Origin of the sequence: Raineyella sp. (assembly GCF_034933565.1) — a bacterium.
Classification (GTDB): Bacteria; Actinomycetota; Actinomycetes; order Propionibacteriales; family Propionibacteriaceae; genus Raineyella.
Genome location: NZ_JAYFNG010000009.1, coordinates 118,622 through 137,450, shown reverse-complemented (window position 1 = coordinate 137,450; position 18,829 = coordinate 118,622). Strand labels below are relative to the sequence as shown.

The following is an 18,829-nucleotide window of genomic DNA, read 5'->3' as shown; positions in this document are numbered from 1 at the left end:
GGCCCCCCACCCCTCTCACGTTGCCCAGACACGCCGTTGTGACCGGGAAGCCTGCAGGCTCAGACGAGCCCCAACTCGTGGACCGCAGCCCGCTCGTTCTCCAGCTCCTCGATGGTGGCGGCAAGCTTGGCCTTGCCGTAGTCGCTGAATTCGAGACCCTGGACGATCTCGTACTCACCGTTCCTGGTGATGCACGGCATGCCGAAGGTCAGGCCCTCCGGGACACCGTACGACCCGTCGGAGGTCACGCCCATGGTGACCCAGTCACCCTCGGGCGACCCGAGGATCAGGTCGTGCATGTGCTGCACCGTGGCGTTGGCCGCCGAGGTGGCCGACGAGGCGCCGCGTGCCTCGATGATCGCGCCGCCCCGCTTGGAGACGGTGGGGATGAAGGTGTTCTCCAGCCACTCCTCATCGTTGACCACCTCGATGGCCGGCTTGCCGGCGATGGTGGCGTTGGTGATGTCGGGGTACTGGGTGTCGGAGTGGTTGCCCCAGACGACGACGCGCTCGATGTAGTTGACCGAGAAGCCGGTCTTCTTGGCGAGCTGGGCGACCGACCGGTTGTGGTCCAGGCGCATCAGCGAGGTGAACCGGGTGGCGGGTACGTCCGGCGCGTGGGTGCGGGCGATCAGGGTGTTGGTGTTCGCCGGGTTGCCGGTCACCAGGACGTGGACGTCATCGGCGGCGTTGTCGTTGATGGCCTTGCCCTGCGGGGCGAAGATGGCGCCGTTGGCGGCGAGCAGGTCGGAGCGGTTCATGCCCTTGCCGCGGGGACGGGCGCCGACCAGCAGACAGATGTTCGCACCGTCGAAGGCCACGTTGGGGTCGTCGGTCAGCTCCACGTTGGCCACCAGCGGCGACGCGCAGTCTTCGATCTCCATCGCGACACCCTCGAGCGCCTTCATCGCCGGAGTGATCTCCAGCAGACGCAGCTCGACGGGGGTCTTGCCGAGGAGCTGACCCTGGATGATGCGGAACAGGAGGCTGTAGGCGATGTGACCGGCACCGCCGGTGACAGCCACCTTCACGGGGGCTTGAGACACGGTGTACTCCCTTGTCGGTTGTCTTGGCGCACCCGGGGTCCGGGTCCGTACGTGCTTGACGCTAGCACTCCCGGAATTGCCTCCGACGGGGTGGAGGGGGTCTACGCGTTGTGGTGGATCAAATGGTCTGACCACGCATGGTTGCTGGGGGAGAGCGGCATCGGCGTGGTGATGGCCACAGCTGTCGCCGAGCCTCGGACCACCCGGCCCGGCCGGCCTCCGCAGCCCACCCCCAGTCCGGGCGACAGGGACCCGGGCCGGGCGATGGGGGATGCCCAGCGGGATCGGTGGCATCCGGGTCGGGCGGGACGGGGGACGCCCAGCGGGATCGGTGGCACCCGGGTCGGGCGGGACGGGGGACGCCGGGCCTACTGGAAGACGATCGTCCGGATGCCGTCGAGGAGCACCCGGTGCTCGGAGAACAGCCGGACCGCCTGCGACAGCGTCCGTGACTCGACGTCCTGACCGATCGCCATCAGCTGGCGCGGTGAGTCGGAGTGGTCGACCCGGACGACGTTCTGCTCGATGATCGGGCCCTCGTCCAGATCGGCGGTGACGAAGTGTGCGGTGGCGCCGATCAGTTTGACGCCGCGGGCGTGCGCCTGACGGTACGGGTTGGCGCCCTTGAACCCCGGCAGGAAGGAGTGGTGGATGTTGATCGCCCGGCCCTGGAGGAAGTCGCACAGCTCTGGGGAGAGGATCTGCATGTAGCGGGCCAGCACGACGAGCTCGATGCCGTGCTCCTCGACCACCTGCATCACCCGGTGCTCGAAGTCGGCCTTGGTCTCCGGGATCACGTAGTGGTACTCGAACGGGACGTGGTAGAAGTCCGACAGCTGGCGCAGGTTGTCGTGGTTCGACATCACCAGCGGGACGTTCACCGACAGCTGCCCGGCGTGCTGGCGGAACAGCAGGTCCTGCAGGCAGTGCCCGGCGCGGGACGCCAGGATCAGGGTCTGGAGCGGACGTCCGACGACGTCGATCTGCCAGCGGGCGTCCAGCTCGCGGGCCACCGGGGTGAGCTGCGCGACGATCGCGTCCCGGGGCTGGGCGGTGGCGAACTGCAGCCGGATGAAGAAGTTGCCGGTGTCCAGACTGGAGAACTGTTGCAGCTCGGTGATGTTGCCCTCGGCACCCACCACCGCGCCTGACACCTTGTGCACGATGCCCGGCCGGTCCTTGCAGCTCAACGTGACCACCCATTGGTCGGCGGTGTCGTTGAACCCTGTTGCCACGTTCTGCCCCTCGATCACCCCGTCAGGCTAGCCGACCGTGACGTACGCCATGCGTGGGTCCGTGGCCGGTCGTCGCACCGGGCGCAGGCCTCGGCCCGCGGCGGAGGGGGTCAGAGGTTGTGGCGTTCGTACGCCGGCTCGCGGGTGCCCTCGATCGCCGCGCAGAGCCGCACCGTGTCGACCGCCGCCCGGGTGTCGTGCATCCGGATCACCCGAGCCCCCTGCTGGATGCACCAGGTGGCCGCCACCACAGAGCCGTACGTACGTTCCGCGCGCTCCCGGTCCAGGGCCTCGCCGATGAAGTCCTTGTTGGACACCGCCGCCAGTGTCGGCAGGCCGAGGGCGACCACCTCGCCGAACCGCCGGGTCAGCTCCAGGGTGTGGCGGGTGTTCTTGTTCAGGTCGTGGCCCGGGTCGAGGACGATCTGCTCGTCGCGGACGCCGAGCGTCCGGGCCCGTTCGAGCCGGGTGGCGAGGAAGGCGACGACCTCGCTCACCACGTCGTCGTAGTGCGGCCGCGGGTGGTGGGCGTGCGGCGCGGCCAGGCAATGCGTGACGATCAGCGTCGCCCCGGTCGAGACGGCGAGCTCGGCCAGGCCGGGGTCGGCCAGCCCGGAGGTGTCGTTGATCACCGCGGCCCCGGCCGCCAGTGCCCGCTCGGCGACCCCCGGCCTGGTGGTGTCGACCGAGATCACCACGTCGCTGGCGGCGGCGACGCGCTCGACCACCGGCACGACCCGGTCGATCTCCTCCGCCTCCGACACCTCCGGGGTGTCCGGCGAGAACGGCACCCCGCCGATGTCGACCCAGTCGGCGCCCTCGCCCGCCGCGGCCAGCGCCGCCGCCACTGCGGCGTCGAGCCGGAACGTACGGCCATGATCCCAGAACGAGTCCGGCGTGCGGTTCACCACCGCCATCACGGCCGCCTGTCGATCGAAGTCGAACGTCCGCCGACCGATGGTCCGGATGCCGTACTGGGGAAAAGTCGTCACGTCAGCGATTGAAACAGAAACGTCGCCGGTCCCGTCGCCGTCTCCCCCCATGGCGCCTCAGGTCGTTCCCACCGGGGCGCACTCCGACCGGGGCGCGTCAGAGGGCGCCGGCCCAGGGTGTGTCAGGGCCCAAGGTGCACCAGGGTCCAGGGTGCATCAGAGGGTGGCGGCGCGGCCCGGCTGGACGACCTTCCAGCCCGCGGCGGTCCACCGGTGGCGGTCGAGCTTGAGGCGCGCGTCGATGATCAACGGGTTCGCCACCACCGCGAGGTACTCGGCCGGTTCGAGCTGGCGGAACTCCTCCCACTCGGTCAGGTGCAGCACCAGCTCGGCATCCGCCAGGGCCTCCCGGACCGATCCGGCGGCGTACAACAGACCGTCACCGACCTCGGCCTGCGGGTCGTACACCCGCACGTCGCCGCCACGCGCGGCAAGGTCGCGGGCGACGGTCAGCGCGGGGGAGTCACGGGTGTCGTCGGTGCCGGGCTTGAACGCCGCGCCGAGCACCGCCACCCTGCGCCCGCGGATGTCCCCGCCGAGCTCGGCGACGGCGAGGTCGGCGATCGCGGTGCGCTGGCCCGCGTTGATGGCCTCCACCGAGCCGAGCAGGTCCGACAGTTCGCCGACCCCCAGCTGCGCGGCCCGGACGGCCAGGGCCCGGACGTCCTTGGGCAGGCAGCCGCCGCCGAACCCGAGCCCGGCGTTGAGGTACTCCCGCCCGATCCGGCGGTCGTGGCCGAGCGCGTCGGCCAGGCGCGCGACGTCACCGCCGGCGGCCTGGCACATCCGCGCCATCGCGTTGATGAAGGAGATCTTGGTGGCGAGGAAGCTGTTGGCGGCCGCCTTGATCAGCTCCGCCGTCTGCAGGTCGCACTCGATCACCGGTGTGTCCTCGCTGATCGGGATCGCGTACACCCGCCGCATCAGGTCGATCGCGGCCGGCGACTGGGCGCCGAGGACGATCCGGTCGGGCCGCAGGCTGTCCGCCACGGCGTGCGCCTCGCGGAGGAACTCGGGGTTCCACACCACCTCCACCCGCTCCCGGCTCGGCACGATCGCGTCGAGGCGCTGCTGGAGCGTCCGGGCGGTGCCGACCGGCACGGTCGACTTGCCGACGACGAGGGCCGCGGTGGTGAGCCGCGGGGCGAGCGTCTCGATCACGGACCGGACCTCGGTCAGGTCGGCGGACCCGTCGTCGCCCTGCGGGGTGCCGACGCAGATGAAGTGGACGTCGGCCCAGTCGGCGATCTCGTCGTAGTCGGTGGTGAACCGCAACCGGTCGGTGCTGCCGGCGATCCCCTGCACGTGCTTGCGCAGCAACGGCTCCAGACCGTCCTCGAAGACCGGTGAGCGGCCCGCGTTGAGGGTGGCGACGCGGCTCGCCACGACGTCGACACCGATGACCCGGTGGCCGAACTCGGCCATCGCCGCGGCGTGGGCCGCGCCGAGATAATTGGTGCCGATGACACTGATGCGCAGCGACATGGTGACCGACCGCCCTCCCGGTATCCTGTGCGCGTGATCGATGACCACAGTATGGGCGCCTTCCCGCTCGGGCGTCCGGTCGGACCCGGGTCCGGACCGGCGCGGTGGGGAGGCGAGCTCGGATGAGCCCCCTGGTCGGTGAGATCCTTCTCGTCCTGTTCTTCACCCTCTGCGGCGGCTTCTTCTCCGCCGCCGAGATGGCGCTCATCTCGCTGCGGGAGAGCCAGATCAAGCAACTGCGCACCCGCGGCCCGCGGGGGCGCAAGGTGGCCCATCTGGCGGCGAACCCCGGCCGGTTCCTCTCCGCCGTCCAGGTCGGCGTGACGCTCTTCGGCTTCCTGTCCTCCGCCTTCGGCGGCGCGACCATCGCCGGCCGGCTCTCGCCCGTCCTGGAACGCCTCGGCATGCCGTCGGGGGTCGCCTCGACGGTCTCGCTGGTGCTGATCACCATCGCCATCTCGTACGTCTCGATCGTCCTCGGTGAGCTGACTGCGAAGCGGCTGGCGATGCAACGTGCGGAATCGTTCGCGATGGCCCTGGGGCCGACGGTCGACGGGATCGCCCGGGCGGCCCGGCCGGTGATCTGGCTGCTCGAGGTGTCCACCAACGCTCTGGTCCGGCTGCTCGGCGGCCGGCCCGACGCCGCCCGCGAGGCGGTCTCCGAGGAGGAGCTCCGGTCGCTGGTGTCCGACTCGGCGACCCTCGGCGACGAGGAACGCCGGATCCTGGAGGACGTCTTCGCGGCGGGGGACCGGACCCTGCGTGAGGTGATGGTGCCCCGGACGGAGGTCGACTTCCTGCCCGGTGACACGCCGGTCCACCGGGCCGTCCGGGAGCTGACCGGGGCGCCGCACTCGCGCTACCCGGTGACCGGGGCGTCCGCCGACGACGTGCTCGGCTTCGTGCACGTCCGTGACCTCTTCGATCCCCGGTGGGCCCAGCGCGCGACACCGGTCGAGGAGCTCGTCCGGCCGATGGCCAACTTCCCGCAGACCGTCAATGTGATCTACGCGCTGGCGGAGATGCGGCGGGTGTCGAGCCACATGGCGATCGTGCGCGACGAGTACGGCGGGACCGCGGGCATGGTGACGATGGAGGACCTGGTCGAGGAGCTCGTCGGGGAGATCACCGACGAGTACGACATCGTCGAGGAGGCGACCCCGGCCGCCCCCAACACCAGGGAGATCGACGGGCTGACCTCGCTGGAGGACTTCGAGGAGGAGACCGGGATGGTGCTGCCCGAGGGGCCGTACGACACCCTGGCCGGCTGGTTCATGTTCCGGCTGGGCGCCATCCCCGCCGTCGGCGACGTCACCGAGGCGGAGCTGACGTCGGCCGACGACCCGGAGCGTGAGCGCCGGGTCGAGGTGAGCGTGCTCGAGATGGACGGGCGCCGGGCGGCGCGGTTCCTGATCCGTCGTGCGGGCGTGCCGGCCGCCGCGGGGCGGCAGCGCGGGACCCGGCCGGCTCCCGACACCGCCACCGGTCCGGCCGGCGCTGGCGGCGCTGGGGAAGCCGACGGCGGGGAAGCCGACGGTGGTGCCGGGACCGAGAACGCCGGGGCCGCGGGGGCCGGTGTCGAGCGGGTCGGCGGCGTCGGGTCCGACGGCACCGACGCGGACCAGCGCCGGTCCGGAACAGGGCCGGGGCCGGACCAGCGCCGGTCCGGAACCGGACCGGGGTCGGAACAGGGATGAAGGGGGTGGCGGGGATGAACGAGAACGACCCGGACGGTGGGCTGCTGCTCAGCTCCCGCGCGGTCGCCGACATCCTGATGGCGGCGGTCCGTGACGCGGGTGGCCAGCTGCTGCGGTGGCGGATGGACCACGTCGACCACCAGCCCGGCCGCGCCACCACGGCGACCTACCGCGCGCACGTCGCCTGGCCCTGGGGCGAGTCGACCGAGGTCGTCGGGGTGACCTCCCGGGTGGGCGGCCCCGACGCGTCGGAACGGGCCGATGCGCACGTCTACCACGACCCGTACGGCCAGGAGGTGACGGTCTGGATCTACCCGGAGGATCCGGAGCTGCCGGGTCTGCGGACCGCGGCGTACGCCGAGGGGGTGGCCGACCTGGTCAACGACTTCGGCCTGTGGGCCCCACGCGCCGGGACCCTGGCCGGCCACCGGCCGACGGTCGCCCCGGCCGACGTCCATCTCGACGTCGTCGGCTACCGCCCCCGGCAGCGCGCCGTGCTGCGCGCCGACATCCGGGCCGAGGGCGAGACCCGCCGCTTCTACCTCAAGGTGCAGACCGCGGCGGAGGCCGCCCAGACGGTCGACCGGCACCGGATGCTGCGCGGGGCCGGGATCGAGGTGCCCGAGGTGCTGGCGCTCACCCACGACTCGGTGGTGGTGTCCGCCGGGTTGCCGGGCCTGCCGCTGTCCACCGCCCTGTTCCGCGAGGACTCCCCGTGCACGGCCGAGGAACTGATCGCCGTGCTCGACGCCTTCCCGCCGGTGGTGACCCGGCTGCCGCGACGCATCCCGTGGACCGACTCGGTGCACTACTACGTCGAGGTCGTCGCCCGGGCGATGCCGGAGCTGGCGGAGCGGCTGCTGTGGCTGGCCGACCAGGTCAGCCAGGGCCTGGCCGGACTGCACCCCGGTGACGAGGCGACCCACGGCGACTTCCACGAGGGGCAGGTGCACGTCGCCGGTGGGCGGATCTGCGGCCTGCTCGACATCGACGGCATCGGCCCCGGCCGGCGTGCCGACGATCTGGGCTGCCTGCTCGCCCACCTGTCCACGATCCAGCGGATGGACGTCGCCCAGGCCGTCCACCTGCAGCGGCTGCTGGAGGAGTGGACGCCGGTGTTCGACCGCCGGGTCGACCCGACCGAGCTACGGCTGCGCGCCGCCGGGGTCGCGATCAGCCTGGCGACCGGGCCGCACCGCAGCCAGGAGGCGAACTGGCAGCAGGAGACGGTGGCCATCGTGAGCGCCGCCGAGGCCCTGGTCCGGCAGGTCGGCTGACGCCGCCGGGCCCCGCTCCGATGACCCGGTGGGTGACCCGCCCCGGTGACCCGATTGTGGGATTCCTCACAGCCGGGTCCCGGTCACCCGGGACGGTGCGGACAAGAGGGGGGATCGCCCGTACAGCCCGGAAGTGGCCCCGGTAGGCTCAGCCGCATGAGTGGAATTGGTGAGACCGAAACCGGGACTCCCTTCGCGGCTGTGTACTCGGCTGACGCGCTGGACGGTTGGGATCCGGCCAGCAAGCTGGGCAACCCCGGGGAGTACCCCTTCACACGCGGTGTGTACCCCAAGATGTACACGACCCGCCCCTGGACGATGCGTCAGTACGCGGGCTTCGGCAATGCGCGTGAATCGAACGAGCGCTACAAGGAACTGATCGCGAACGGGACGATGGGCCTCTCGGTGGCCTTCGACCTGCCGACGCAGATGGGCTACGACTCCGACGCGGCGATCTCCAAGGGCGAGGTCGGCAAGGTCGGTGTGGCCATCGATTCCATCGACGACATGCGCGTCCTGTTCGACGGCATCGACCTGGGCAAGGTCTCGACCTCGATGACCATCAACGCCCCGGCCGCCGTCCTGCTGCTGCTCTACCAGCTGGTGGCCGAGGAGCAGGGCACCACTGCCGACAAGCTCACCGGCACCATCCAGAACGACGTGCTGAAGGAGTACATCGCCCGCGGCACGTACATCTTCCCGCCGTCCCCGTCGCTGCGGCTGATCTCCGACATCTTCGCGTACTGCCACGACAACATCCCGAAGTGGAACACCATCTCCATCTCGGGCTACCACATGGCCGAGGCGGGCGCCACGCCGGCGCAGGAGGTCGCGTTCACCCTGGCCGACGGCATCGCGTACGTCGAGGCGGCGACCAAGGCCGGCCTGCAGGTCGACGACTTCGCCCCGCGCCTGTCGTTCTTCTTCGTGGCCCGCACCACCATCATCGAGGAGGTGGCGAAGTTCCGCGCCGCCCGTCGGGTGTGGGCGAAGATCATGAAGGAGCGCTTCGGCGCCGAGAAGCCCAAGTCGCAGATGCTGCGCTTCCACACCCAGACCGCGGGCGTGCAGCTGACCGCTCAGCAGCCCGAGGTGAACCTGGTCCGCGTCGCGGTGCAGGCCCTGGCCGCCACCTTCGGTGGCACCCAGTCGCTGCACACCAACTCCTTCGACGAGGCCATCGCGCTGCCGACGCCGAAGGCCGCGCGCCTCGCGCTGCGTACCCAGCAGGTCATCGCGTACGAGTCCGACGTCTGCAAGACGGTCGACCCGTGGGCCGGTTCGTACGTCGTGGAGCAGCTGACCGACGACCTCGAGGCCGAGATCTGGAAGCTGATCAAGCAGATCGACGACATGGGCGGTGCCGTCAAGGCCATCGAGCAGGGCTTCCAGAAGGGCGAGATCGAGGACTCCGCCTTCGCGTACGCCCAGGGCATCGACTCCGGTGAGCGCGTCCAGGTCGGCGTCAACCGCTTCACCGTCGAGGAGGAGGAGAAGTACGAGCCGCTGCGCGTCGATCCGACGATCGGTGAGCAGCAGGCCGCGCGCCTGACCGAGCTGCGCGCCGGACGCGACAATGCGGCGGTCGATGCCGCGCTGGCGAAGATCAAGGCCGCCGCCGAGGGCTCGGACAACCTGCTCTACCCGATGAAGGAGGCGCTGCAGGCCAAGGCCACCATCGGCGAGGTCTGCAACGCGCTGCGCGGCGTGTGGGGCACCTACACCCCGAGCGACGCGGCCGGCGCCTGAGCCGACCCGTTCCGACGGATCGCCCCGACGGACCGTCCCCAGGGACCGGACCCGACGGGCCGCGCCGACTGCGTCGCCGGACGCCACCGACGGCACTACGGCACCGCCGGACAGCACCGACGGCCGTCACCCCGGATGGGGTGGCGGCCGTCGGCCGTCCCGGCCCGTATCGCCTCGGGCCTGCCGGGCGGCGGCGACGGCGATAGGCTGGGCCAATGACCGCCTCACCCACGACGCCGGAGGTGGATCCCGGTCCCGCCATCGCGGTGGCGACCGCGGCCATCAGTGAGCGGATGATCGCCTTCCGTCGTGACCTGCACGCCCACCCCGAGCTCGGCCATGCCGAGCGCCGGACGACCCAGCGGGTCGCCGAGTCGCTGCTGTCGCTCGGCCTGGAGCCCAAGGTGTTGCCCGTCGGCACCGGCCTCACCTGCGACATCGTCGGCGACGACTGGGAGCCCGGCACGGGCATGGTCGCGCTGCGCGGCGACATGGATGCGCTCCCGCTGACCGACGCCAAGGACGTGACGTACGCGTCGAAGAACCCGGGCGTCACCCACGCCTGCGGCCACGACGTGCACACCACGATCGTCCTCGGGGTCGGCCACGTCCTGGTCCAGCTGCGCCGGCGCGGTCTGCTGCACACCGGGGTGCGGCTGGTCTTCCAGCCGGCCGAGGAGTCCACCCCGAGCGGCGCCCCCGACGTGATCCGGGCCGGCGCACTGCAGGGTGTCCGCGAGGCGTACGCGCTGCACTGCGATCCACGCACCACGGTCGGCCAGATCGCAGTCAAGCGCGGCGCGATCACCTCCGCCGCGGTGAAGGTGAACGTCAACCTGCGCGGGGCCGGCGGCCACACGTCCCGGCCGCACCTGACCGCCGACGTCGTCGGCGCCCTCGGCGCGGTCGTCACCCAGGCGCCGTTCCTGTTGTCGCGCCGGATCGATCCCCGCAGCGGCGCCTCGCTGATCTGGGGCCGGATCGCCGCGGGCAGCGTGGAGAACGCCATCCCCCGCACCGGCGAGCTGGGTGGGACGCTGCGGGTGCTCGACGTGCCCGGATGGAAACAGGCCGTCGCGCTGCTGCCCGGACTGATCACCGGGATCGTCGCGCCGTTCGGGGTCGAGGTGGACGTCGACATCGACCCCGGCATCCCGCCGACGGTCAACGACCCCCGCGGCGTCGCCCGACTGGTCGACGCGGCCGAGCGCCAGCTCGGCCCGCAGTCGGTCGCCCGCACCGCCCAGTCACTGGGCGGGGAGGACTTCGCCTGGATCCTCCAGGCCGTCCCGGGCGCGATGGCCCGGCTGGGCGTCCGCCCCCGCGGCATCGCCGAGGCCGACTGGCCCGACATCCACCAGGCGCGGTTCGACGTCGACGAGGGCTGCATCCCGGTCGGGGTCAAGGTGCTGAGCCGCCTGGCCGCGACGCCGATGCACTATCACCCACGGCCGGAGGGCGCCACGGACGGCAGCCGGGCCGAGGGTGTCCGTGCCGCAGCGCCCGGTCTGCCCGGGGCACTCGGTGTGCCCGGTGGGGATCCCGCCGAGACGGGCGCGGCCCGGCACCCGCAGGACTCGTGATGACCGGCATCGACTGGCCAGCGTTGCAGCACGCGGCGCGGCAGGCCTGCCGGCAGGCGTACGCCCCCTACTCGCGGTTCCCGGTCGGTGCCGCCGCGCTCGTCGACGACGGCCGGACGGTGTCCGGCTGCAACGTCGAGAACTCCTCGTACGGGGTCACCCTCTGCGCCGAGTGCGGCCTGGTGTCCGCCCTCGCGCTCAGCGGTGGGGGCCGGCTCGTCGCTCTGGTCTGTGTCGACGCGACCGGCGGACCCCTGACGCCGTGCGGCCGCTGCCGCCAGCTGCTGTCCGAACATGCCGCCCCCGGGATGCTGGTCCGGAGCGCGGACGGCCCGATCCCGATGTCGGACCTGCTGCCCCGCGCGTTCGGGACCGCCGACCTCGACCGGGTCGCCAACGCTGCCCCGGCACCGGCCGCGCCCGGGGGATCCGCCACACCAGCAGGGTCTGCCGCGGCGTCGGCCGGCGGCGCCCGGCCCGCTCCGGTCCGACGCCTACCCGGCACCGCAACGGCCGCTCCCACCCGGACGGCCGCTCCCACCCGGACGGTCGGCCCGTCAGCCGGAGCGCACCCGACCGCCGTCCCGGGGCCGGACGCCCCGTACGACCCGGCCCGACATCCGTACGATCACCATGACGACCGTGTGTCCGACGCGGCGCCCGCCTCACCGGACACCTTCGACCCCGAGGACTTCCAGTGACCTCCACGGCGCCTGCCGACCCCCGCACCGGCTCCCCCCGCACCCTTGACCGGACCCGGTTGCGGGACCTGCCCAAGGTGGCCCTGCACGACCACCTCGACGGTGGTCTGCGGCCGCGGACGCTGCTGGAACTGGCCGCCGAGGTCGGTCACCCGCTGCCCGCGGACACCCCCGCAGCACTCGCGGACTGGTTCTTCGAGGCGGCGAACTCGGGCTCCCTGGAGCGCTACCTCGAGACGTTCGAGCACACGGTCGCGGCGATGCAGACCGAGGCGGCGCTGCACCGGGTGGCGTACGAGTTCGTCCTCGATCAGGTCGACGACGGTGTGGTGTACGCAGAGGCCCGCTGGGCCCCCGAACAGCACCAGCGCCGTGGCCTGACCCTGGCCGCCGCGGTCCGGGCCGTCGGGGACGGACTCAAGGACGGGATGGCCGCCGCGCGCCGCGACGGGCACCCGATCATCGTCCGCCAGCTGCTCACCGCGATGCGGCACGCCGACCGCGGCCTGGAGATCGCCGAACTCACCGCACGCCACGAGGAGGACCTCGTCGCCGGGTTCGACATCGCCGGGGCCGAGGCGGGCTTCCCCCCGAGCCGCCAGCTCGACGCCTTCCGGTACCTGGAGCACGAGGGCGTCCCGTACACCATCCACGCCGGGGAGGCGGTCGGCCCCGAGTCGGTCCGCGAGGCCGTCGAGGTCTGCCACGCCAGCCGCATCGGACACGGCGTACGGCTGATCGAGGACATCGACCTGACCGGGCCCGAGCCGGTGCTCGGCGAGACCGCCGCCCTCGTCCGCGACGCCCGGATCCCGCTGGAGGTGTGCCCCTCGTCGAACCTGCAGACCGGGGTCGCCGCCACGATGGCCGACCATCCGGTGGACCGGCTGCACCGGCTCGGTTTCGAGGTGACGATCTCCTGCGACAACCGGCTGGTCAGCCGGACGACGCTGAGCCGGGAGTACGCGCTGCTGGTGGAGACCTTCGGCTGGACCCTCGATGACGTCCGGACCACCGTGGACCGGGCCGTTCGCGCCGCATTCGTCGACGATGACACCCGGGAGCGCATCGCCGGTCGGGTCGACCGGACCTGGCCGCACTGACCTGTCCCCGGGGGGCGCCGCGGGTCGGGCCCGGGCGGTAAGAGTCGTCGACGGACCCTGGTCGGCTCGGAGCACTTCGGTCCGGAACACTTCGTTTCGACCGACCGGCCATTGGCGGTCGAGGAGCCCGGAGTGATCCGGGTCAGCCGCCGTGGCGGGCCGGTCGCGACCCGTCTCCGAGGGTGGCGGTGCTGCCGGAGAGCTCGGTGATCGCGGCGGCCAGGGCCGGGCGGGCGGCGTCGGTGACGATCACCGGCCAGCGTCGGGTCGGCAGGCCGGTGGGGGAGATCTCGAGATAGCTTCCCGAGCGGTGCAGCCAGGTCAGCGCGAACGCTCCCCAGTCACGGGAGATGGGCTCGGCCCCCTCGCCGGGGTCGAGGTGCAGGCCCTCGCGGTCGAGGGTGAACAGCACCGGTGAGCCGCTGTCGCTGATCGCGTGGTGCTGCTTCTGGCGGAAGGACCAGCCGGCGCCGATGCCCAGCAGCACCAGGAGGCACCCGGGGACCAGACTGGTCTGGCGTTCCCCGACGAGGGCTGCGACGATCAGCCACACCCCGCCACCGATGCCGATGAGCACCGAGCCGATCAGCCCGATCCGGCCGTTGCGCCGCATGTCCGCCCACCGTTTGCGGTCGATGTGCACGACGAAGCTGTCCATGGCCCGAGTATGTCAGTCCATAGCCCGTGGAGGAGGATCTCGGGCCCCGGTCCTCTCTTCGTGGGGAGGATCTCGGGCCCCGGTCCTCTGTTCGTGGTGCGGATCCCGAGGCCCTGGCCGTCCGTCCGTGGTGCGGATCCCGGCCCGGGTCCTCCGTCCGAGGAGCGGATCTTTGGGGCCCCGGCCGTCGCCTGTCCGCCGCTCGGGTGGGCCGTGGGGAGGAGCCGTCGTGGCCGGCGCGGTGACCGTATCGCCGGCGTCAGGGCCCGAGCGGTGGGCGATATCGTGGGGCCCATGACTTCATCCCGTGTGCTGACCGCTGTTGCCTGGCCGTACGCGAACGGACCTCGCCACATCGGCCACGTGTCCGGCTTCGGCGTACCCTCCGATGTCTACTCGCGGTACATGCGGATGAGCGGTCACCAGGTGCTGATGGTCTCCGGCACCGACGAGCACGGCACCCCGATCTCGGTGCAGGCGGAGAAGGAGGGCGTCCCCGTCCGCGAGCTCGCCGACAAGTACAACCGGGTCATCGTCGAGGACCTGCAGGGGCTCGGCCTGTCGTACGACCTGTTCACCCGGACCACGACGAAGAACCATTACCGCGTGACCCAGGAGATGTTCCTCTCGCTGCACCGCAACGGTTACGTCGTGGCCAGGCCGACCCGTGGGGCGATCAGCCCGTCGACGGGGCGTACGCTGCCCGACCGCTACATCGAGGGCACCTGCCCGATCTGCGGCTACGCGAGCGCCCGCGGCGACCAGTGTGACAACTGCGGCAACCAGCTCGACCCGATCGACCTGATCGACCCGCGCTCCCGGATCAACGGTGAGACGCCACAGTTCGTCGAGACCGAGCACTTCTTCCTCGACCTGCCGGCGCTGGCCGAGTCGCTCACCGAGTGGCTCAAGACCCGCGAGGACTGGCGGCCGAACGTGATCAAGTTCTCCCAGCACCTGATCGACGACCTGAAGCCGCGGGCGATCACCCGCGACCTCGACTGGGGCGTGCCGGTGCCGCTGGACGGCTGGCGTGACGAGCCGATGAAGCGGCTGTACGTGTGGTTCGACGCCGTGATCGGCTACCTGTCGGCGAGCATCGAGTGGGCGGCCCGGACCGGTGACCCGGACGCCTGGCAGTCCTGGTGGCTCGATCCGGAGACCACCGCCTCCTACTTCATGGGCAAGGACAACATCGTCTTCCACTCGGTCATCTGGCCCGGGATCCTGCTCGGCCACAACGGTCAGGGCGACCACGGTGGCGAGCCGGGGACCTTCGGCGTGCTCGACCTGCCGACCGAGGTCGTCTCCTCGGAGTACCTGACGATGAGCGGGTCGAAGTTCTCCTCGTCGCGCGGTCACGTGATCTACGTGGGTGACTTCCTGCGGGAGTTCGGCCCGGACGCGCTGCGCTACTTCATCGCCGTCGCCGGCCCGGAGAACCAGGACACCGACTTCACCTGGGAGGAGTTCGTCCGCCGCAACAACACCGAGCTCGCCGCCCAGTGGGGCAACCTCGTCAACCGGGCCGTGTCGATGGCCTGGAAGAACGTCGGCGCGATCCCGCAGCCGGGTGAGCTGCAGGACGTGGACCGTACGCTCCTCGACGCCTCCCGGGCCGCGTTCGACGTGGTCGGTGAGGCGCTGTCGCACAGCCACTTCAAGCACGGCATCGGTGAGGTGATGCGGATCGTCGGCCTGGCGAACCAGTACCTCTCCGAGACCGAGCCGTGGAAGCTCAAGGACGACCCGTCCCGGCGCGACACCGTGCTGTGGACAGTGCTCCAGGTGGTGTCGGACTGCAACGTGATGTTCACCCCGTTCATGCCGCACTCGGCGCAGAAGATCTACCAGATGCTCGGCGGCGAGGGTGTCTGGGCAGCGCTGCCGCAACTCCGTACGGTCAGCGAGGACGGTGGCCCGGACTACCCGGTGCTGATGGGCGACTACGCGTCCGCGGCGGCGGTGTGGGCCTCCCGGCCGATCGTCCCGGGCACCCCGCTGGCCAAGCCGGAACCGCTCTACGCCAAGCTGGACGACAAGCTGGCCGAGACCGGCCCGGAGTGGGCACCGATCGAGCACGAGGGCTGAGCGGCCCCCGGCTCCGCTGCAACGTGCCCGGTCCAGGGTCAGCGAGGGGTACGTCCCCGCTACGTCGCCCCGGGTGACGTGCCCGGCTCGGCATCGGTGCGGCGGGTGATGTGCCCGGCTCAGCATCGGCGCGGGAAACGTTGTCGCGGACGTTGTTGAGGTCCCGCGGATACCTGGGGGACCGCGAGAACGTTCCAAGGTCCGCGGGGACTGCGCAGGGGGGTCGGGGGAGGCAAAGGGCCCCGGGAAGACAGAGGGCCCAGGGAAGACGGAGGCACCAGAGGGAGGTGACACCCCACGAGCCCCCCGGTGGTGTTGTCCATTCTGCCGATACGTTGTCCGGGTTGTTGTCACCGGCGTGTCGGCCCGGCGTGGCGGCTGGGATGGGCGTGTGAACACCGAGAGGCCCTACCCTCCGTACCCTGACCTCCCCACGGGACTGCTGCTGACACCGCAGACCGCTGCCGCCCTGGGGCTCGATGCCCATGGCCTGCGTGCGGCGTGCCGGGCCGGGCGGCTCACCCAGCTGCGGCGTGGGGTCTACGCCGACGTGGCCGACCTGGATCCGGTCGAACGACATCGCCTGCGGATCATCGCCGCCAAGGAACACCTCGACCCGTCTGCCGTGCTCAGCCATGTGTCGGCGGCGGTCTGGCATGGCCTCGAGGTGCCCTGGGACATCATCGACGACCGCGTGCACATCACCCGCGGCACCGCTGGCGGCAGCATCCGGGACCGGCTGGCCACGCACACCGGTCCGTTGCCTGCTGACGAGTGGACGGTCATCGACGGCCTGCGCGTGACCACCGTGGCGCGGTCGGTCGTCGACCTGGCCCGGGTCAGCGACGTGAGAGACGCCGCGGCGCTGGCGGACCATGCCCTGCGCCGGCACGGTGGGGAAGCACAACGCGCCGACATGGAACGGATCGTGCACCGGTCCGGGCGGCGTCGCGGTGTCGACCGGGCGCGCTGGGTGGCCGGATTCGCCGACGCCCGTGCGGAGAACGGCGGTGAATCGGCCTGCCGGGTGGTGCTGGCGTCCCTGGGTATCCCCGCTCCGGAACTGCAGTTCGAGGTACGTACGGCCAGGGGTGCCCTGATCGGGCGGGCGGACTTCGCCTGGCCCCAGTGCCGGACGCTGGGGGAGTTCGACGGCCGCGTGAAATACCTGCAGCTGCCCAGGGCCCAGGGGGAGGACCCGGGGCAGGTCGTGTTCCGGGAGAAGCGCCGGGAGGACCGATTGCGCGCCGCCGATTGGGAGGTGGTGCGATGGACCTGGGAGGACCTCGAACGCCCGGACCTGATGAGGCAGGAGCTGCTGAAGGCCTTCCAGCGTGGTCAGCAGCGGCTCCGGGTCTGAGCCTCCGAGCCTCGAAGTCGATCCGACCGATCCGACCGATCCGCGGACGTTGGTGAGCTCCCGCGGACACCCAGGTATCCGCGGGAACGCCTTAGGGTCCGCGGGAACTCGGCGGCAGCTCCTGAGGGTCCGCGGGAACGCCTGAGGGTCCGCGGGACTCGGCGGCAGTTCCTGAGAGTCCGCGAGAACATCACAGGGCCCGCGGTGCCGCCGGCAGTTTGCACTGGGTCCGCGGTGACGCCGGCAGTTTGCACTGGGCCCGCGGGGACGCCGGCAGTTTGCACCGGCCCCCGGGAACGCCGCGTGCAAGCCCCGACGCGTCCGCGCGGATGGGACGCTCAGGCCGCGACCCGGGTCCGGGCCCGCTCGACCTGGCCCAGCAGCGCCATGGCGACACCGGCGACGATGATCGAGCCGACCGAGGAGCCGAGCCAGCCGGGCGCGGTGAAGTGGATCGCCTGCGCCAGGGCCTTCCAGAGCGCGGACCAGCCGGGCACGTCCCCGGGGTAGATCAGCTGGTAGGCGAGGAACCCGCACAGCCAGGCGGCGACCGGCGGCCAGCGGAAGGGGGCCCGGTCCGAGACGTCCCAGTGGCCGCGCCGGATCAACGCGAAGTCGACCACGGCGACGGTGAAGAGCGGCACGAAGACCGAGCCGATCAGGTACAGGAAGCTCTGGTACCGGGAGAAGTCCATCAGGCCGGCCAGCAGCGTGCAGATGATGCCGATCCCGATCGACAGCCACCGGCGGTCGATGTTCGGGGCGAGGTTGTGCACCGACATCGTCGTCGAATAGATGTTCGCGAACGCCTCGTCCACCTCGTCGACCATCAGGATGAACAGCGCGACACCACCGGCCGGCAGCCCGACGAGCGCACCGATCAGCTTCGCGTCGGACAGGTCACCGGCGAGGTGGGCGATGGCGAACACGCCGAGGGCGTAGTACGCGATCGCGGCCAGTCCGTAGCCCGCGGCCGCGCCGGTGAACGCCGCGCGGGTGGACCGCGAGTGCCGCGAGTAGTCGGAGGCCAGCGGGGCGAACGACACCACACCCGCGACGGCGAGGTCGACGGCCGGCCAGAAGCCGATCACGCCGGACCGGTCGATCGGGCGCACCGGCTGGCGCAGCACCATCACGAACAGGTACACCGAGCAGGCGATCACCAGCCACACCATGATCGTCCGCAGCAGCTTCACCGAGCCGAGGGGACGTACGGCCATCGTCGTGGTGACGGCCCCGGCCAGCAGCACGAACGGCCAGCGCCACTGTGCACCGAGGATGGTCGCCGCGGTGGTGGAGATGACGATCAGCTCCATCGTGCCCCAGCCGATGTTCTGCAGGATGTTCAGGACGGTCGGCACGGTCGAGCCGCGGCGGCCGAGCAGGCCGCGCAGGGCGACCATCGACGGCGCACCGGTGATCGAGCCGAAGGTGGCCGCCCCGCCCAGGATGACCGCGCCGATCGTGCAGCCCACGACGGTGGCGAGCAGACCCAGGCCGACCGAGCCGACCGACAGGCCGATCAGGGCGCCGGTGAGCGGGCCGAAGAGCGAGATCCCGAGGTTGGCCCACAGGGCGGTCTGGGCCCAGGCCCCGAGCGTACGGGGTGGCTCGGTGCTCAGGGTGAGAGGTGCCTCGACGGGCCCGGCATCGGTCCCGGAGGTCGACAATTGCGATGTTTCGACAGACATGTGTGTCAGCTCCCTACGCCGGCATGATCCGGTCAGGTTCGTCCGGTCGGCCGACCAGCCCCGTGAGGCACTCGACCCTCTCAGCCCGCCGTGTGGCGCGGACTCCCGGGATATGGAATGGGCGCAGAGTATCACGCGCCCCCGAATGACGGAGTATGTGA

Annotated in this window: 12 protein-coding genes, 2 pseudogenes and 1 riboswitch; of the genes and pseudogenes, 8 read left to right on the top strand and 6 right to left on the bottom strand. The window is 71.4% G+C overall.

Annotated features, from left to right (window positions below):
• Window positions 1–59 precede the first annotated feature (59 nt).
• The 4 genes from VB059_RS03370 to VB059_RS03355 form a co-directional block, all read right to left on the bottom strand.
• Entirely contained in the window at window positions 60–1,046 is a 987-nt protein-coding gene (locus tag VB059_RS03370) for a malate dehydrogenase (RefSeq protein ID WP_323420608.1), read from the bottom strand.
• Between the two features lie 368 nt (window positions 1,047–1,414).
• A complete protein-coding gene (gene purU, locus VB059_RS03365) occupies window positions 1,415–2,296 on the bottom strand; it encodes a formyltetrahydrofolate deformylase (RefSeq protein ID WP_323420617.1) in 882 nt (293 codons plus the stop codon).
• 95 nt (window positions 2,297–2,391) lie between these two features.
• Entirely contained in the window at window positions 2,392–3,273 is an 882-nt protein-coding gene (gene folP / locus VB059_RS03360) for a dihydropteroate synthase (protein ID WP_323420607.1), read from the bottom strand.
• 156 nt (window positions 3,274–3,429) lie between these two features.
• Entirely contained in the window at window positions 3,430–4,758 is a 1,329-nt protein-coding gene (locus VB059_RS03355) for a UDP-glucose/GDP-mannose dehydrogenase family protein (protein ID WP_323420606.1), read from the bottom strand.
• A gap of 122 nt (window positions 4,759–4,880) precedes the next feature.
• Here VB059_RS03355 and VB059_RS03350 point away from each other — a divergent pair.
• The 6 genes and pseudogenes from VB059_RS03350 to VB059_RS03325 form a co-directional block, all read left to right on the top strand.
• A pseudogene (locus tag VB059_RS03350) lies at window positions 4,881–6,242 on the top strand (hemolysin family protein); the annotation flags it as partial.
• 227 nt (window positions 6,243–6,469) lie between these two features.
• Window positions 6,470–7,732: an aminoglycoside phosphotransferase family protein gene (locus VB059_RS03345; protein ID WP_323420605.1), complete on the top strand. Its 1,263-nt coding sequence runs from the start codon at window positions 6,470–6,472 to the stop codon at window positions 7,730–7,732.
• 156 nt (window positions 7,733–7,888) lie between these two features.
• A complete protein-coding gene (locus tag VB059_RS03340; RefSeq protein WP_323420604.1) occupies window positions 7,889–9,481 on the top strand; it encodes an acyl-CoA mutase large subunit family protein in 1,593 nt (530 codons plus the stop codon).
• A 215-nt stretch (window positions 9,482–9,696) separates the two neighbouring features.
• Window positions 9,697–11,064: an amidohydrolase gene (locus VB059_RS03335; protein ID WP_323420603.1), complete on the top strand. Its 1,368-nt coding sequence runs from the start codon at window positions 9,697–9,699 to the stop codon at window positions 11,062–11,064.
• Window positions 11,064–11,462 (top strand): annotated as a pseudogene (locus VB059_RS03330) (cytidine deaminase); the annotation flags it as partial. The gene VB059_RS03335 and the pseudogene VB059_RS03330, both read left to right, overlap by 1 nt.
• A gap of 299 nt (window positions 11,463–11,761) precedes the next feature.
• Window positions 11,762–12,868 (top strand): adenosine deaminase, encoded by a 1,107-nt coding sequence (locus VB059_RS03325; RefSeq protein ID WP_323420602.1) that lies wholly within the window; start codon window positions 11,762–11,764, stop codon window positions 12,866–12,868.
• Window positions 12,869–13,010: 142 nt separating this feature from the next.
• On the opposite strand, the gene VB059_RS03320 is transcribed toward VB059_RS03325, so the two are convergent.
• Window positions 13,011–13,526 carry a hypothetical protein gene (locus VB059_RS03320; RefSeq protein ID WP_323420601.1) on the bottom strand — a complete coding sequence of 172 codons (516 nt, stop codon included), beginning with the start codon at window positions 13,524–13,526 and terminating at the stop codon, window positions 13,011–13,013.
• A 294-nt stretch (window positions 13,527–13,820) separates the two neighbouring features.
• Between VB059_RS03320 and metG the strand changes: the two genes are divergently transcribed.
• Window positions 13,821–15,617, top strand: coding sequence for a methionine--tRNA ligase (gene metG, locus VB059_RS03315; RefSeq protein ID WP_323420600.1), 1,797 nt, complete (start codon window positions 13,821–13,823; stop codon window positions 15,615–15,617).
• A gap of 391 nt (window positions 15,618–16,008) precedes the next feature.
• Window positions 16,009–16,977, top strand: coding sequence for a type IV toxin-antitoxin system AbiEi family antitoxin domain-containing protein (locus VB059_RS03310; RefSeq protein WP_323420599.1), 969 nt, complete (start codon window positions 16,009–16,011; stop codon window positions 16,975–16,977).
• Between the two features lie 338 nt (window positions 16,978–17,315).
• Here VB059_RS03310 and VB059_RS03305 read toward each other — a convergent pair whose 3' ends face one another.
• Window positions 17,316–18,668 carry a purine-cytosine permease family protein gene (locus VB059_RS03305; protein ID WP_323420598.1) on the bottom strand — a complete coding sequence of 451 codons (1,353 nt, stop codon included), beginning with the start codon at window positions 18,666–18,668 and terminating at the stop codon, window positions 17,316–17,318.
• Window positions 18,662–18,787: riboswitch (TPP riboswitch) on the bottom strand. Its footprint overlaps the gene before it by 7 nt.
• Window positions 18,788–18,829 lie beyond the last annotated feature (42 nt).

Bases quoted from the DNA above. Each gene is read 5' to 3' on its own strand.
- VB059_RS03355 (WP_323420606.1), bottom strand. From the start codon at position 4,758: ATGTCGCTGCGCATCAGTGTCATCGGCACCAATTATCTCGGCGCGGCC.
- VB059_RS03345 (WP_323420605.1), top strand. From the start codon at position 6,470: ATGAACGAGAACGACCCGGACGGTGGGCTGCTGCTCAGCTCCCGCGCG.
- VB059_RS03340 (WP_323420604.1), top strand. From the start codon at position 7,889: ATGAGTGGAATTGGTGAGACCGAAACCGGGACTCCCTTCGCGGCTGTG.
- VB059_RS03335 (WP_323420603.1), top strand. From the start codon at position 9,697: ATGACCGCCTCACCCACGACGCCGGAGGTGGATCCCGGTCCCGCCATC.
- VB059_RS03320 (WP_323420601.1), bottom strand. From the start codon at position 13,526: ATGGACAGCTTCGTCGTGCACATCGACCGCAAACGGTGGGCGGACATG.
- metG (WP_323420600.1), top strand. From the start codon at position 13,821: ATGACTTCATCCCGTGTGCTGACCGCTGTTGCCTGGCCGTACGCGAAC.
- VB059_RS03305 (WP_323420598.1), bottom strand. From the start codon at position 18,668: ATGTCTGTCGAAACATCGCAATTGTCGACCTCCGGGACCGATGCCGGG.